Below are 14633 nucleotides of genomic sequence, written 5' to 3'. Positions count from 1 at the left end.
AGGGCATGGAGCGCGATGCTTTCCTGATCAGCTGTGAACATGGCGGCAAGCGCGTTCCGCCGCAATGGCGAGCGCTGTTTGCGCCGCATGCTGCGCTCCTTTCCAGCCATCGCGGCTATGACAAGGGCGCGCTGCGCATGGCGCGTGAGCTTGCCGCCGCCCTCGATGCGCCGCTGTTCGCCGCCACGGTGAGCCGGCTGCTGATCGAGCTGAACCGCTCGCCGGGGCATCCGCAGCTGTATTCCGCCGTCACGCGCGCATTGAGCGTTGCCGAGCGGCGCGACATCTTCGAGCATTGCTATCTGCCGTACCGGCGCGCGGTGGAAGAGCGCATCGCCGACCTGGTTGCGCAGGGCAGGAGGGTAATCCATGTGTCCTCGCACAGTTTCACGCCGGAACTCGACGGCGCGGTGCGCAATGCCGATATCGGCCTGCTCTACGACCCGAAACGTCATGGCGAAGCGGCATTGTGCCGGCGCTGGCGTGAGGCGCTGGGACTGCGCGCGCCGGCATTGCGGGTGCGCATGAATTATCCGTATGCGGGCAGCGCCGATGGTTTCACCACCTGGCTGCGCCGGCGCTTCGGTGCCGAACAGTACGTCGGCATCGAACTCGAGATCAATCAGAAGCATGCGAGCATGCGCAGCGGCGATTGGCCCGCGCTGCGCGCCGCGGTGATCGCTGCCTTGCGTGAGGCTGGCGATGCGCATTGAAGCGGCCTCCTGTGCCATTCGCGGCCGGGCTCTATAATCTGCGCTCATTTACGCGCGCCCGAGAGTGGACGCATCCAGAACACAGGAAGAACCCCCATGGCCGATACCGACATCCACGGCGCCGCCGCCGCGCAACCCGACTGGAATCTCGACAAGGTGGTGCAGGAATTGCGCCAGTCGCGCGAAGTCACGCACAAGATCCGGCACCAGGGCAGCATCCGCGAACTACCATCCAAGACCGCCCTGGTCGGCATATTGCATGGCTTGTGCGCCGTGCTGTTTCCGACGCATTACGGCCGCGACAAGCTGACTGATGAAAGCATCGACTATTACGTCGGCGACACGCTCAATACCACGCTCGGGTTGCTGACCGAGCAGATTCGGCGCGGACTGGTGTTCGGCGAAGATATGCAAGGCGCCGGGCCGCGCGAGTTGCTGGAGCGCGCTCGCGCAATCAGCCGCGAATTTGCCAGCCAGCTGCCTGCGCTGCGCGCGCTCCTGGTCAGCGACCTGCATGCGGCCTATCAGGGTGACCCGGCAGCAAGCAGCATCTCGGAAATCCTGCTGTGCTATCCGGGCACGGTCGCGGTGATTTACTACCGCATCGCGCATGCGCTGTTCCGGCTCGGCGCGCGCCTGGTGGCGCGGTTGGTGTCCGACATCGCGCATTCCGACACCGGCATCGATATCCACCCGGGCGCGCAGATCGGCGGCAGCTTCTTCATTGACCATGGCACCGGCGTGGTGATCGGCGAAACCGCCATCATCGGGCAGCGGGTGCGGCTGTACCAGGCGGTGACGCTGGGCGCGCGCCGCTTCCCGGCCGATGAAAGCGGCGCCTTGATCAAGGGCATTCCGCGCCATCCCATCGTCGAGGACGACGTGGTGATTTATGCCGGCGCAACCATACTCGGGCGCATCACCATCGGCCACGGCTCGACCATCGGCGGTAATGTGTGGATCACCCAGGATGTGCCGCCGGGCAGCAATGTCTCGCAGGCGAGCCTGCGCAACAGCGATCCCTGCCGCGGCGCACAGTAAGTCCGCCGCGCCCGCGTGAGGTTTTAGTACCCCGGCTCAGGGGCTTTTGAAAGCTTGCGCCGGCCGCTCGAAGGCGATTGCGGCGTTGCAAATGCTCGTCGGGGTACCACCCCGACTGTGCTTTGCGTCTTGCACTCACCCCCGATCGACTCGGCTCAAGCGTTCAAATTCCCTGAGCCGGGGTACTAGCCGCCGCCGTGGGCCGGCGGTGGCGCAAATCCATTAGAATAGCGGCCTCATCCGAACTGATCTCCCATGTCTCTTTCAACTACCCAGGAAATCGTTGCCGAGCTGCGCGCCGGCCGCATGGTCATACTCGTTGACGAGGAAGACCGTGAAAACGAGGGCGACCTGCTCATGGCCGCCGAATTCGTCACCCCCGAGGCGATCAACTTCATGGCCAAGTACGGCCGCGGCCTGATCTGCCTGACGCTCACCGAAGAGCGCTGCGCGCAATTGAACCTGCCGATGATGACCGCCAAGAACGGGACATCCTACGGCACCGCATTCACGGTCTCGATCGAAGCCGCCGAAGGCGTGAGCACCGGCATCTCGGCGGCCGACCGCGCCACCACCGTCAAGGCCGCGGTGGCGCGCAATGCCAAGCCGTCCGACATCGTGCAGCCCGGCCATATCTTTCCGCTGAAGGCGCAGAAGGGCGGCGTGCTGATGCGCGCCGGCCATACCGAAGCCGGCTGCGACCTGGCCGAACTGGCCGGCCTGACGCCAGCCGCGGTGATCTGCGAAATCATGAATGACGACGGCAGCATGGCGCGGTTGCCCGACCTGATCGAATTCGGCCGCGAGCACGGGATCAAGATCGGCACCATCGCCGACCTGATCCACTATCGCAGCCAGCATGAAAGCATCATCGAGCGCGTGGCCGAACGCACGATGCAGACCGCGCACGGCACCTTCCGCGCAATCGCCTATCGCGACAAGCCCAGCCGCGGCGCGCATCTTGCGCTGCTGCACGGCGAGCCGCGCCCGGAACTGGAGACCCTGGTGCGTGTCCATCAACCGGTATCCATTCTCGACCTGCTCGAATCGCAGGAGACGACGCATTCGTGGAACATGGCCTCGGCGCTGCAGGCAATCAAGGATGCCGAGCGCGGCGCGGTGGTGCTGCTCAATTGCGAAGAATCGGCCGAGCAGATGTTCGCGCAGTTCGAGGCGCTTGCATCGAAGCCGGAGGAGCGCAAGCCCTCGCGCGATGCGCGCATGGATTTGCGCACCTATGGCATCGGCGCGCAAATCCTGAAGGATCTTGGCGTGGGCAAGATGACGCTGCTGGCCAGCCCGCGCAAGATGCCGTCGATGACAGGCTTCAACCTGGAAGTGCTGGGCTTCAAGGCCTGCCCCGATACCAAGTAATGACGGCGGGCGATGTCCTTGCCCGCAAGCTTTGATCAACACACCCGCGCGTGAGCGCTGAAGGAAGAACATGACTGTCGGTACCTACGAACGCAATCTGGACGGAGAAGGTTTGCGCATCGGCATCGTCCAGGCCCGTTTCAATGAAGACGTCTGCCATGGATTGCTGTCGGCCTGCCTGGCCGAATTGAAGCGTCTCGGCGTGGCCGACGAAGATGTGCTTCACGTCAGCGTGCCCGGCGCGCTGGAAATTCCGCTGGCGCTGCAGAAGATGGCCGAGACGCGGCAGTTCGACGCGCTGGTGGCCATCGGCGCGGTGATCCGCGGCGAAACCTATCACTTCGAGCTGGTCTCCAATGAGTCTGGCGCGGGCATCACGCGCGTGGCGCTGGATTACGGCATTCCGATCGCCAACGCGGTGCTGACCACCGAGACCGACGAGCAGGCCGAAGTGCGCATGGCCGAGAAGGGCGCCGACGCCGGCCGCGTCGCGGTGGAAATGGCCAATCTCGCGCTGGCGCTGCAGGAACTGGCCGAAGCGACCGAAGAGGAGTAACGCAGTCCGGGCGCGCTGTATTGCGGCCTGATTCGACTGCCCCTTTCGCGGTTTTTCGCGGCTTTTCATTCACTTACCTACTACGCCCGCGCCGTGTCCCGATCAACTCAGGATGCGCTACGCGGGCGCAATCCATCCATGACCCAGAAATCCCAACATGCCAATCCCAGCAAGAACCGCACGCCGCGCCATCGCGCGCGCGAGTTTGCGCTGCAGGGCCTTTATCAATGGCTGATCAGCAATGAAGACTCGGGCGTGATCGACGCCCATATCCGTCAGGCGCATGGCTTCGACAAGGCCGATGCCGAGCATTTCAATACGCTCCTGCACGGCGCGATCCGTGATGCCGCCGAACTGCGTCGCGAACTCACGCCCCTGATCGACCGGCCGCTGAACCTGCTGTCGCCGATCGAGCATGCGGCGCTGCTGATCGGCGCTTACGAGCTGAAGCACCACATCGAGATTCCGTACAAGGTCGTCATCAACGAGGCGGTGGAACTGACCAAGTCCTTCGGCGGCGCCGAGGGCCATCGGTATGTGAACGGTGTGCTCGACAAGCTTGCGCTGCAACTGCGCGGACCGGAGACGAATGCGGCCCGGGGCGCGCAGGAGTAAGCGATGGATCTGAATCTGCTGGCGTCGCGCCTGGACAATATCCAACCCTTCCATGTGATGGAACTGTCGAAGATGGCGGCCGAGCTCGAGCGCCAGGGCAGAAGCATCATCCACATGAACATCGGCGAGCCGGACTTCACCGCGCCGGCGCCGGTTCTGGAAGCGGCAACGCGCGCGATGGCCTCCGGCCGGCTGCAGTACACCGCCGCCACCGGCATACCGCAGCTGCGCGAAGCAATCTCGCAGCATTACCGCGCGGTGTACGGCCTGGATGTGGCGCCATCGCGCATCATCGTCACCGCCGGCGCCTCGGGCGCGCTGCTTTTGGCCTGCGCCGCGCTGGTGTCGCCGGGCAGCGAAGTGCTGATGCCCGATCCTTCGTATCCATGCAACCGGCATTTCGTCGCCGCCTTCGAAGGCCGCGCGCGCATGATCGCCAGCGGCCCGGAAGCGCGCTTTCAGCTGACCGAAGCGATGGTGCGCGAGCACTGGAATGAACACACGCGCGGCGTGCTGCTGGCCTCGCCATCGAATCCGACCGGCACATCGATTCCGCACGAGGAATTGCGGCGCATCGTCGGCGCGGTGCGCGAGCACGGCGGCTACACCATCGTCGACGAGATCTACCAGGGGCTGTCGTACGAAGGCGAGCCGTTTTCGGCACTGTCGGCGGGCGAGGACGTCATCGTCATCAACAGCTTCTCGAAGTACTTCAACATGACCGGCTGGCGCCTCGGCTGGCTGGTGGTGCCGCCGGAGATGGTGCGCGCGGTCGAGAAGCTGGCGCAGAACCTGTTCATCTGCGCCTCCAGCATTGCGCAATATGCCGGCGTGGCCTGTTTCACGCCGGAGGCGATCGCGATCTTTGAAGAACGCAAGGAGGAATTCCGACGCCGGCGCGACTACATCGTGCCGGCCCTGCGCGATCTCGGCTTCTCGGTGCCGGTGACGCCGGATGGCGCTTTCTATGTGTATGCGGATTGCAGCGCGTTGGCCGACGATGCCGATAAGCTCACGCTGCGCATGCTCAATGAAGCGGGCGTGTCGCTGACGCCAGGGCTGGATTTTGGTCCGTACACCGCGAAGAACTACATCCGCGTGTCGTATGCGACCTCGATGGAAAACCTGCGCGAGGCAGTGTCGCGCCTGCAGCGGTTTTTCGGGAAGGGGTAGGGGGAGTGCTGCCATGCCGGCTGGTGCGCCGGCATGGCGGGACGAGATTGGATTACAGCGAGGCGGACATCACGCCATCGGCATCGGCTTCATGCCGTTGCCCGGAATGCGAGACCACGGTCGACTGGCTGGACGCCACGTCTTCCTTGTCCTGCGGCGCAGCTGGCGGCGTGGCCGGCTTGGCGGGCGCCTTCGCGGTCAGCGTCGGCACATTCACCGGCACGCGCTTGCCGCTGGCCACTTCCTTCAGGCGCCGGTATTCGGCGAGCACCTTCCAGCCGTAGCCGGCATCGTTGTCGAAGGCCGCGGCGCCGACATAGCGCTTCAGGCCGCCTTCAAGCGAACCGGTTTCGCGCACATAGTCGCGCAGGATGGTCGAGCCGACCTTGATGTTGGCTACCGGATTGAGCGCTGCCTTCACACCGCCCAGCGGACGAAACTTGTCATGGTGCACATCGGCCATCACCTGCATCAGGCCCTTGGCGCCCATCGGGCTTTCGGCCAGCGGGTTGAAGCCGGATTCGATGGCAATCACCGCCAGGATCAGCAGCGGGTCGAAATGGATTTCGGTTGCGGTGTTGTAGGTCGTCGCCACCAGCATGTGCGCGGCGTCGCTGGCCACGCGATAGCGTTTGGCCAGCCATTCAGTGACAAAGGCCTGGTCGCGCGGCGTTGCTGCAGGCTTTTTGGCTTGAGCGGGCTGAGTGACGACGGCAAGCGCGTCAGTCGCGCCGGCCTGGGTGTCGATCGGCTGCACAGCCTTGCTCTTTTCAGCAGCGACGATGATTGCTTTTTCAACGACGGGCTTTTCTACCGAGGCGGATCGCTGCTCCGTGTTCGCTTTCGCCGCAGGCGATGGCAGGGTGGCTGCCTGCTGCGGCAGCGCCATGGGCTGCGTTTCGGCGGTTTCTGCGAACGGGGAAATCGTTTTGATACGCTCTGCCAATTCAGGCTTGACGAACAACATGGTCATCGCGCCGATCGCGGTCACGCCTGCGCACATCACGGTACGGTGCGCGAATTTCTTCAATGCCGGAATGCCAATGCCGGAAAACGGCGTCCTGGCTGCATTGCTGCTTCTGACTGACTCTGGCGCTGGCCCTGTGTCACTCGTCAACATTATGTCCTCCTGTATCAGCGCGACAATGCTCCGCCATGCAGGAAAAGCGCCTGCCGGGAAAGAATTGCTTCCATTGCCGCGTACCAGAAACGATCGTCTGCTCGCTTTGGGAGCGGACCGCAGACGGCGGAGTCATCATTCACGGACCGCAGCCTGGCCAGGCGGGTCGGTGTCCGATAACGTTGTCGGGGAGATAAGGCTGACGCCTTGAGAAAACACTCCTTAAAATGTCGCGTGGGGCCCCGAACCCCGTGAACTTATCCTTTCTGCCCTGGGCAGCCCGGCACAAAATGACCGGCGGATGACTCAGACTTCGGGCGCATTGTATAAATGTGAATATATCGCGTCAAGAATATAAAAAGCCTTCGTTATTATTTTTGGATATGATGTCGGCAACGGCTTCTTGGCAATTTCAAATGAATTCAATGACTTGTCTATTGCTGCTTCAAGCAAAAAGACATGTTTGAAAAAGATCAACAAACCATGAAATACGCAGATTTGCGGGACTTTATTGCGCAGTTGCAAATAATGGGCGAGCTGAAACAGGTGGATGTTCCAGTTTCGCCGCATCTGGAGATGACCGAGGTCTGTGATCGGACGCTACGAGCCGGCGGACCGGCCCTGCTTTTCAGGCACCCGACCGGCTATGCGATGCCTGTGCTCGGCAATCTGTTCGGCACGCCGAAGCGCGTCGCGCTCGGCATGGGCGCGCAGGATGTCGGCGAATTGCGTCGCATCGGCCAGGTACTGTCGAGCCTGAAGGAACCGGAGCCGCCGAAGGGCTTGCGCGATGTGATGGGTCTGGGCGCCCTGGTGAAATCGGTCTGGGACATGGCGCCGAAGGAAGTGCGCGGCGCGCGCTGCCAGGAAATCGTCTGGGAAGGCAAGGATGTGGATTTGTCCCGGTTGCCGATCCAGCATTGCTGGCCGGGCGATGTGGCGCCGTTGATTACCTGGGGTCTGGTGATCACGAAAGGGCCGCACAAGAAGCGGCAGAACCTTGGCATCTATCGCCAGCAGGTGCTGGGACCTAACAAGGTAATCATGCGCTGGCTCGCGCATCGCGGCGGCGCGCTGGATTTCCGCGAGCATGCGATCGTTAATCGCGGTCAGCCGTATCCGGTGGCGGTGGCGCTCGGTGCGGATCCGGCGACGATCCTCGGCGCGGTGACGCCGGTGCCGGATACCCTTTCGGAATATCAATTCGCCGGCCTTCTGCGCGGCAGCCGCACTGAGCTGACCCGGGCGATCGGCAGCGAGCTGCGCGTGCCGGCATCGGCCGAGATCGTGCTGGAAGGGCATATCTACCCGGACGAGTCGCATCCGAGCGGCTATGAGCATGCGCTGGAAGGGCCGTACGGCGACCACACCGGCTATTACAACGAGCAGGACATGTTCCCGGTATTCACCATCGACCGCATCACGATGCGGCGCGATCCGATCTACCACTCGACCTACACCGGCAAGCCGCCCGACGAGCCGGCGGTGCTGGGGGTGGCGCTGAACGAGGTGTTCATCCCGCTGCTGCAGAAGCAGTTCACCGAGATCACCGATTTCTACCTGCCGCCGGAAGGCTGCAGCTATCGGATGGCAGTGGTGCAGATGAAGAAATCGTATCCGGGGCATGCGAAGCGGGTGATGTTCGGCGTCTGGAGTTTCCTGCGGCAATTCATGTATACGAAGTTCATCGTCGTGGTCGACGAGGATGTGAATATCCGCGACTGGAAGGAAGTGATCTGGGCGATCACCACCCGTGTCGATCCGATACGTGACACCACGCTGGTGGACAACACGCCGATCGATTACCTGGATTTCGCTTCGCCGATCAGCGGCTTGGGCAGCAAGATGGGCATCGATGCGACCAACAAGTGGCCCGGCGAGACCAATCGTGAATGGGGTGTGCCTATCGTGATGAGCGATGAAGTGAAACGGAAGGTCGACAGCATCTGGCAGCAGCTTGGCATTTGAGCAATGCGCGCCGCGGCGTGTGCGATTCCAGCACGCCGCCCGCGCTTTGCTGTTAGAATCGCGGTCGGCGGGCCCCTGCGCATTGTGGCATGGTCAACCTGGTCAGGTCGGGAACGAAGCAGCCACAGCCGTTCACCACGAGTGCCGCAGACAAGGCTCGCCTCCTTCCGTTTCTTCTCTCGCAGTTTCTCCCCTTCGATTCATTGTCATTGCGGAAACGCCCGTTCGAGTATGCGTGCGTCCAGCGTCGTGCCTGGCAGCGTGCCGTGGACCTTGCCATGCATCGCATCGGTGCGGCTGGCGACGAAGGCTTCAGCGATGTCGGCCGGCGCGGTGTGCAGCAGCAGGGCGCTCTGAGCGATCAACACGAGTTCCTGCGCCAGGGTGCGTGCCAGCGCTTCGCGCATCTCCGCCGGCGCCGCCAGCATCTGTCTGAGCCCGGCAAGCCTGGCCTGCAGCGCGGCATGACCGGCAGCGGCTTCGTCGAAATCGGCGAGCAGCAACAGAAAGCCTTCCGGATCGCGCTCGATGGCGCGCAGCACATCCAGGCACATCACATTGCCCGAGCCTTCCCAGATCGAATTCACCGGCGCTTCACGGTACAGGCGCGCCATCGGCCCGGTTTCGACATAGCCGTTGCCGCCCCAGACTTCCATGCATTCCCCGGTGAAAGCGATGGCACGCTTGCAGATCCAGAATTTCGCCGCCGGCGTCAGGATGCGGCGCCAGGCGCGCGCCAGCGCATCGGTCTGTGCGTTCTCGAAGGCGGAGGCGAGCTTGAGCATCAGCGCGGTCGCGGCTTCGCTTTCCAGCGCCAAATCGGCCAGGACATTGCGCATCAGCGGCTGCTCGGCCAGCAGCCGGCCAAAGGCGCTGCGGTGGCGGGCATGATGGAGGGCCTGGACCAGCGCATGCCGCATCAGCGCGGCGCTGCCGATCACGCAATCGAGCCGGGTGGTATTGGCCATTTCGATGATGGTCGGAATGCCGCGGCCTTCCTCGCCGATCAGAATTCCTGAGGCATCGAGAAATTCGACCTCGCTGCTGGAATTCGAGCGATTGCCGAGTTTGTCTTTCAGGCGCTGGATCTGGATCGCGTTCTTGCTGCCGTCGAAACGCCAGCGCGGCACGAAAAAGCAGGACAGGCCGACATCAGTGCGCGCCAGCACCAGATGCGCATCGCACATCGGCGCCGAGAAAAACCATTTATGACCGGTCAGCGCATATTCAGCGCCGCGCCCGACGCCGCTCACCGGGCGGGCCGTCGTCGCATTGCTGCGCACATCCGAGCCGCCCTGTTTTTCCGTCATGCCCATGCCGATCAGCATCGAGGTTTTCTGCGCGATCGGCAGGTCACGCGGATCGTGCTCGCGGGAATAAAGCTTGTCGCGCAGTTGCTCGAACAAGGCCGGCTCGTTCTGCAACACGGGGATGGCGGCGTAGGTCATCGTGGTCGGGCACAGCGAACCGGATTCGATCTGTCCCTGCAGGAAATAGCCGGCGGCGCGCGCCACCTGCGCCCCAGGCCGCGGTTCGGCCCAGGGCAGGGCTTGCAGGCCCTCGCGGCGCAGCATCGCAAGCAATTCGTGCCAGGCTGGATGAAATTCGACGCTGTCGATGCGCCGGCCGACGCGGTCATGAGTGTGCAGTTCGGGCGGATGCGCGTTGGCCAGCGCGCCCAGGCGCAAGGTTTCCGGCCGGCCGAGTTCGGCGCCTAAACGCTGCAGCTCGCCCTCGTACCAGCCCGCGCCGTAGCGGCGCAGGCCATCGGCCAGCGCGGCATCAGTGTTGTAAAGGTTGAAATTTTCGAGATCGGGCGCCTGATTGGCGACCTCGTGCGTGGGCCAGGACATGGGAGGCGTCTCCTGCTGTGATGATGTTTTCGGTTCCCGCTGACCCGGCCATTCTGCTTCAAGCGCCGATCGGCTGTCAGGTAAAATGCGCGTTCCATTCAATTTCCGCATCGTCATGTCCTATCAAGTTCTTGCCCGCAAGTATCGTCCGAGGAGCTTCGAGTCGCTCGTCGGGCAGGAGCACGTGGTGCGGGCGCTGACGCATGCGCTGGAACAGAAGCGGCTGCATCACGCCTACCTGTTCACCGGCACCCGCGGCGTCGGCAAGACCACGCTGTCGCGCATCCTGGCCAAGTGCCTCAACTGCATCGGTCCCGACGGCCAGGGCGACATCACCGCCCATCCCTGCGGCGTATGCGAAGCCTGCGTAGCCATCGATGCCGGGCGCTTCGTCGATTACATCGAGATGGACGCCGCCTCGAACCGCGGCGTCGACGACATGGCGCAGCTGCTGGAGCAGGCGGTGTATGCGCCGTCGAATGCGCGCTTCAAGGTCTACATGATCGACGAAGTGCACATGCTGTCGAACCAGGCCTTCAACGCGATGTTGAAGACCCTGGAAGAGCCGCCGGGCCATGTCAAATTCATCCTGGCTACCACCGATCCGCAAAAGATTCCGGTCACGGTGCTGTCGCGCTGCCTGCAGTTCAATCTGAAGCAGATGCCGCCGGGACATATCGTCGGCCATCTGGAAAACATACTCGGCCAGGAAGAGATTCCCTTCGAAACGCCCGCGCTGCGGCTGCTGGCACAGGGCGCGCACGGCTCGATGCGCGACGCGCTCTCGCTGACCGACCAGGCCATCGCTTATGCCGCCGGCAAGGTCACGCTGGATGCAGTGCAGACCATGCTGGGCGCGCTGGACCAATCCTTCCTGGTGCGCTTGCTGGATGCGCTGGCCGCCGACGACGGCGCCGGCCTGCTGGCCGTGGCCGACGACATGGCCGCGCGCAGCCTGTCCTACGACGCCGCGCTGCAGGATCTCGCTTCGCTGCTGCACCGCATCGCGCTGGCGCAGCTGGCGCCGGCAGCCTTGCCGGAAGACGCGCCGGAGCGTGAACACATCCTCCGCCTGGCAGGGGTGCTTGATGCCGACGAGGTGCAGCTGTACTACCAGATCGCGGTGCATGGCCGCAATGAGCTCGCGCTGGCGCCGGACGACTATGCCGGCTTCACGATGACGCTGCTGCGCATGCTGGCTTTCCGTCCGGGCAATGCGCCGGCCGAAGCGGCGCCGGCGCCGTCGCCTGCGCGGGAGGCCCCGGTTGCGCGCGCCGCGGCTCAGCCGCGGACCGCCCCGGCTGCAAGCGCCGCAGCACCGGTTGCGCCAGCGAGCGCGCCGACTCCGGCTGCATCCGCCGCGCCGGCCGGCCGTCCCGCTGCTGGCACCATGAGTCCGGCCCGCGCGGCGCTGGAAGCCGCGCGCGGTTTGAAGCGCGGCGCTGGCGCCTCGAGCGCCGCCGAAGCCGCGCCGGCCGCGTTCGTCGCCGCGGTGCCGCCGCCGAAGAAGGCGCCGGCATCCGAGCCGCCGCCCTGGGACGATCTGCCGCCGTTCGACGATTTCGAACCCGCTCAAAAAAAAACTGAACCGCCAGCCGTAGCCGCGCGTCCGACTGTTGAGGCAATGCCGGTTGCCGCGGTGACGGTGTCGATAGAGCCTGAAGCGCCGGTTGCATCGGCTGTGGTTGAAGCGCCGCCGCAGCGCCCGGTGCCCGAACTCGGTTGGGACGGCGACTGGCCGCAACTGGCGGCCATGCTGCCGGTGCGCGGCGTCGCACATCAGTTGGCGCAGCAGAGCGAGCTACTTGAATGTGCGCCGGAAGGCAATACCTATGTATTCCGCTTGCGCGTTCCGGTCGATACGCTGTGTTCGGCGATCAGCATCGAGAAGCTCACCGCCGCGCTGGCCGAGCGCTTCGGCAAGCCGGTACGGCTGCAGCATGAAATCGGCCCGGTGCAGCGCACCGCGAATGCCAAGGCGGAAGCTGCGCGCGCGCAGCGTCAGCGCGAGGCGGAACAGACCATGCACAGCGATCCGTTCTTGCAGACGCTGATGCGCGAATTCGGCGCGACCATCGTGCCGGGATCCATCAAACCAGTTTAATCACGACAGGAAGCACGATCATGATGAAGAACCAGTTGGCAGGCCTGATGAAGCAGGCGCAGGCGATGCAGGACAACATGAAGAAGATGCAGGACCAGCTCGCTTCCATCGAAGTCGAAGGCCAGTCCGGCGCCGGCCTGGTGAAGGTCGTGATGACCTGCAAGAACGATGTGAAGCGCGTCTCCATCGACCCGTCGCTCCTGGGCGATGACCGCGACATGCTGGAAGACCTGGTCGCCGCCGCCTTCAACGACGCGGTGCGCAAGGCCGAAGCCACGACCCAGGAAAAGATGGCCGGCATTTCCTCGGGCCTGCCGCTGCCGCCGGGCTTCAAGCTGCCGTTCTGAGGTCCGCCGCTTGAAAACGCCGTCCAGCCTGGCTTACCTGACCGAAGCGCTGCGCCGCCTGCCCGGCATCGGCCCGAAATCCGCGCAGCGCATCGCCTATCACATGATGCAGCATGACCGGGAAGGCGCCGGCATGCTCGGCCGCGCCTTGACGCAGGCGGTCGAGCGCATCCATCACTGCGCGCTGTGCAATACCTTCACCGAAAGCGAGATCTGCGAGACCTGCGCCGATGAAGAGCGCGACCGCAGCCTGCTGTGCGTGGTCGAGACGCCGGGCGACCAGGTGATGATCGAGCAGACGCTGACCTTCAAGGGGCTGTATTTTGTGCTGATGGGCCATCTGTCGCCGCTGGATGGCATCGGGCCGAAGGACATCCACCTCGAGCGCCTGATCGCGCGCGCTTCCGATGGCGCGGTCAAGGAAGTGATCCTGGCCACCAATTTCACCAACGAGGGCGAAGCCACCGCGCATTACATCAGCGAGACGCTGAAGGCGCGCGGCCTGAAGGTCACGCGGCTGGCGCGCGGCGTGCCGGTCGGCGGCGAACTCGAGCATGTGGATGCCGGTACAATCGCGCGCGCGATGCTGGATCGGCGCGCCACCTGAAGAAAGCGAAAGATGGAATTCCATAAAGATGTCGATGCGCGCGGCCTGAATTGCCCGCTGCCCATCCTGAAGGCGAAGAAGGCGCTGGCCGAGATGGCCAGCGGCGAAGTTTTACGCGTGGTTGCCACCGATACCGGGTCGGTGCGCGATTTCCAGGCCTTCGCCCGGCAGACCGGCAACGCGCTGCTGGAGCAGTCGGAAAGCAACCGGGAATACACCTTCTTCCTGCGCCGCAAGTAATTCAGGAAGAAAGCGGGCGAGGGCGAACAAAGATTTAGTGACCGCACTCTATTCACATTTAGCACGATCGTGCTAAATTCTCGTCCGTGTTCCAAATCTTCATATAATCCCGTTTCGGTTTACGTAAACGTCAATACGATTCTTCAAAGGCAAAAGCGATGAAAGTCCTGGTTCCAGTCAAGCGCGTAGTGGATTACAACGTCAAGGTTCGAGTGAAATCCGATGGCACGGGCGTCGATATCGCCAATGTCAAGATGAGCATGAATCCCTTTGACGAGATCGCCGTCGAGGAAGCGGTCCGGCTCAAGGAAGGCGGCAAGGTCACCGAAATCGTCGCCGTCTCCGCCGGCGTCACCCAATGCCAGGAAACCCTGCGCACCGCGATGGCCATCGGCGCCGACCGCGGCATCCTGGTCGACACCGCCGAAGAACTGCAGCCGCTGGCCGTGGCCAAGCTCCTGAAGGCGCTGGCTGATAAAGAGCAGCCGCAACTCATCATCCTCGGCAAGCAGGCCATCGACGACGACAGCAATCAGACCGGCCAGATGCTGGCCGCGCTGCTCGGCTGGGGCCAGGCGACCTTTGCGTCCAAGGTCGTCATCGAAGACGGCAAAGCCACTGTCACCCGCGAAGTCGACGGCGGCCTGGAAACCGTGGCACTGCCGCTGCCGGCCATCGTCACCACCGACCTGCGCCTGAACGAGCCGCGCTACGTGACGCTGCCCAACATCATGAAGGCCAAGAAGAAGCCGCTGGAAACCGTCAAGCCGGCCGACTTGGGCGTGGATGTGACGCCGCGCCTGAAGACGCTGAAAGTGTCCGAGCCGCCCAAGCGCAGCGCCGGCATCATGGTCAAGGACGTGGCCGAGCTGGTGTCCAAGCTCAAGAACGAAGCCAAAGTCATCTAATCCCCGCATAGATA

The 14633-nt window shown here is 63.7% G+C and carries 14 protein-coding genes and 1 other RNA gene; 13 read left to right on the top strand and 2 right to left on the bottom strand.

Annotated features, from left to right (window positions below):
• The first annotated feature begins 5 nt into the window (after window positions 1-5).
• The 6 genes from JJB74_RS03080 (at window position 6) to JJB74_RS03055 (ending at window position 5472) form a co-directional block, all read left to right on the top strand.
• Window positions 6-713: an N-formylglutamate amidohydrolase gene (locus JJB74_RS03080; protein ID WP_200590330.1), complete on the top strand. Its 708-nt coding sequence runs from the start codon at window positions 6-8 to the stop codon at window positions 711-713.
• Between the two features lie 96 nt (window positions 714-809).
• Window positions 810-1754 carry a serine O-acetyltransferase EpsC gene (gene epsC, locus JJB74_RS03075; protein WP_200590329.1) on the top strand — a complete coding sequence of 315 codons (945 nt, stop codon included), beginning with the start codon at window positions 810-812 and terminating at the stop codon, window positions 1752-1754.
• A 255-nt stretch (window positions 1755-2009) separates the two neighbouring features.
• On the top strand, window positions 2010-3128 hold the full coding sequence (gene ribBA / locus JJB74_RS03070; RefSeq protein WP_200590328.1) for a bifunctional 3,4-dihydroxy-2-butanone-4-phosphate synthase/GTP cyclohydrolase II: 1119 nt from the start codon (window positions 2010-2012) through the stop codon (window positions 3126-3128).
• Between the two features lie 70 nt (window positions 3129-3198).
• Window positions 3199-3684 carry a 6,7-dimethyl-8-ribityllumazine synthase gene (gene ribH, locus JJB74_RS03065; RefSeq protein WP_200590327.1) on the top strand — a complete coding sequence of 162 codons (486 nt, stop codon included), beginning with the start codon at window positions 3199-3201 and terminating at the stop codon, window positions 3682-3684.
• A gap of 138 nt (window positions 3685-3822) precedes the next feature.
• The gene (gene nusB / locus JJB74_RS03060; RefSeq protein ID WP_200590326.1) at window positions 3823-4299 is read left to right on the top strand and encodes a transcription antitermination factor NusB; all 477 of its coding nucleotides are present in this window, start codon (window positions 3823-3825) and stop codon (window positions 4297-4299) included.
• A gap of 3 nt (window positions 4300-4302) precedes the next feature.
• Window positions 4303-5472, top strand: coding sequence for a pyridoxal phosphate-dependent aminotransferase (locus JJB74_RS03055; protein WP_200590325.1), 1170 nt, complete (start codon window positions 4303-4305; stop codon window positions 5470-5472).
• A 52-nt stretch (window positions 5473-5524) separates the two neighbouring features.
• On the opposite strand, the gene JJB74_RS03050 is transcribed toward JJB74_RS03055, so the two are convergent.
• Window positions 5525-6592, bottom strand: coding sequence for a lytic transglycosylase domain-containing protein (locus JJB74_RS03050; RefSeq protein WP_234483636.1), 1068 nt, complete (start codon window positions 6590-6592; stop codon window positions 5525-5527).
• Between the two features lie 483 nt (window positions 6593-7075).
• Between JJB74_RS03050 and ubiD the strand changes: the two genes are divergently transcribed.
• Window positions 7076-8560, top strand: a complete 1485-nt coding sequence (gene ubiD / locus JJB74_RS03045) for a 4-hydroxy-3-polyprenylbenzoate decarboxylase (RefSeq protein ID WP_200590324.1) — start codon at window positions 7076-7078, stop codon at window positions 8558-8560.
• A gap of 66 nt (window positions 8561-8626) precedes the next feature.
• An RNA gene (gene ffs / locus JJB74_RS03040) (signal recognition particle sRNA small type) lies at window positions 8627-8725 on the top strand.
• A 41-nt stretch (window positions 8726-8766) separates the two neighbouring features.
• On the opposite strand, the gene JJB74_RS03035 is transcribed toward ffs, so the two are convergent.
• Entirely contained in the window at window positions 8767-10413 is a 1647-nt protein-coding gene (locus JJB74_RS03035; protein ID WP_200590323.1) for an isovaleryl-CoA dehydrogenase, read from the bottom strand.
• 115 nt (window positions 10414-10528) lie between these two features.
• On the opposite strand from JJB74_RS03035, the gene dnaX reads away from it, so the two are divergent.
• From dnaX to JJB74_RS03010, 5 genes are all read left to right on the top strand, one after another.
• A complete protein-coding gene (gene dnaX, locus JJB74_RS03030) occupies window positions 10529-12517 on the top strand; it encodes a DNA polymerase III subunit gamma/tau (protein ID WP_200590322.1) in 1989 nt (662 codons plus the stop codon).
• 20 nt (window positions 12518-12537) lie between these two features.
• The gene (locus JJB74_RS03025; RefSeq protein ID WP_200590321.1) at window positions 12538-12864 is read left to right on the top strand and encodes a YbaB/EbfC family nucleoid-associated protein; all 327 of its coding nucleotides are present in this window, start codon (window positions 12538-12540) and stop codon (window positions 12862-12864) included.
• A 10-nt stretch (window positions 12865-12874) separates the two neighbouring features.
• Entirely contained in the window at window positions 12875-13471 is a 597-nt protein-coding gene (recR, locus tag JJB74_RS03020; protein WP_200590320.1) for a recombination mediator RecR, read from the top strand.
• Between the two features lie 12 nt (window positions 13472-13483).
• A complete protein-coding gene (locus tag JJB74_RS03015; RefSeq protein ID WP_200590319.1) occupies window positions 13484-13711 on the top strand; it encodes a sulfurtransferase TusA family protein in 228 nt (75 codons plus the stop codon).
• A 158-nt stretch (window positions 13712-13869) separates the two neighbouring features.
• Window positions 13870-14619 (top strand): electron transfer flavoprotein subunit beta/FixA family protein, encoded by a 750-nt coding sequence (locus tag JJB74_RS03010; RefSeq protein ID WP_200590318.1) that lies wholly within the window; start codon window positions 13870-13872, stop codon window positions 14617-14619.
• The last annotated feature ends 14 nt before the right edge of the window (window positions 14620-14633 follow it).

The sequence above is a fragment of the Noviherbaspirillum pedocola genome, assembly GCF_016632335.1.
GTDB classification, from domain to species: domain Bacteria; phylum Pseudomonadota; class Gammaproteobacteria; order Burkholderiales; family Burkholderiaceae_D; genus Noviherbaspirillum_A; species Noviherbaspirillum_A pedocola.
This window is presented reverse-complemented; position numbering and strand designations above follow the sequence as displayed.

Coding starts and splice junctions, on each gene's coding strand:
- JJB74_RS03080 (WP_200590330.1), top strand. CDS start 6: ATGGAGCGCGATGCTTTCCTGATCAGCTGTGAACATGGCGGCAAGCGC.
- epsC (WP_200590329.1), top strand. CDS start 810: ATGGCCGATACCGACATCCACGGCGCCGCCGCCGCGCAACCCGACTGG.
- ribBA (WP_200590328.1), top strand. CDS start 2,010: ATGTCTCTTTCAACTACCCAGGAAATCGTTGCCGAGCTGCGCGCCGGC.
- ribH (WP_200590327.1), top strand. CDS start 3,199: ATGACTGTCGGTACCTACGAACGCAATCTGGACGGAGAAGGTTTGCGC.
- nusB (WP_200590326.1), top strand. CDS start 3,823: ATGACCCAGAAATCCCAACATGCCAATCCCAGCAAGAACCGCACGCCG.
- JJB74_RS03055 (WP_200590325.1), top strand. CDS start 4,303: ATGGATCTGAATCTGCTGGCGTCGCGCCTGGACAATATCCAACCCTTC.
- JJB74_RS03050 (WP_234483636.1), bottom strand. CDS start 6,592: ATGTTGACGAGTGACACAGGGCCAGCGCCAGAGTCAGTCAGAAGCAGC.
- ubiD (WP_200590324.1), top strand. CDS start 7,076: ATGAAATACGCAGATTTGCGGGACTTTATTGCGCAGTTGCAAATAATG.
- JJB74_RS03035 (WP_200590323.1), bottom strand. CDS start 10,413: ATGTCCTGGCCCACGCACGAGGTCGCCAATCAGGCGCCCGATCTCGAA.
- dnaX (WP_200590322.1), top strand. CDS start 10,529: ATGTCCTATCAAGTTCTTGCCCGCAAGTATCGTCCGAGGAGCTTCGAG.
- JJB74_RS03025 (WP_200590321.1), top strand. CDS start 12,538: ATGATGAAGAACCAGTTGGCAGGCCTGATGAAGCAGGCGCAGGCGATG.
- JJB74_RS03015 (WP_200590319.1), top strand. CDS start 13,484: ATGGAATTCCATAAAGATGTCGATGCGCGCGGCCTGAATTGCCCGCTG.
- JJB74_RS03010 (WP_200590318.1), top strand. CDS start 13,870: ATGAAAGTCCTGGTTCCAGTCAAGCGCGTAGTGGATTACAACGTCAAG.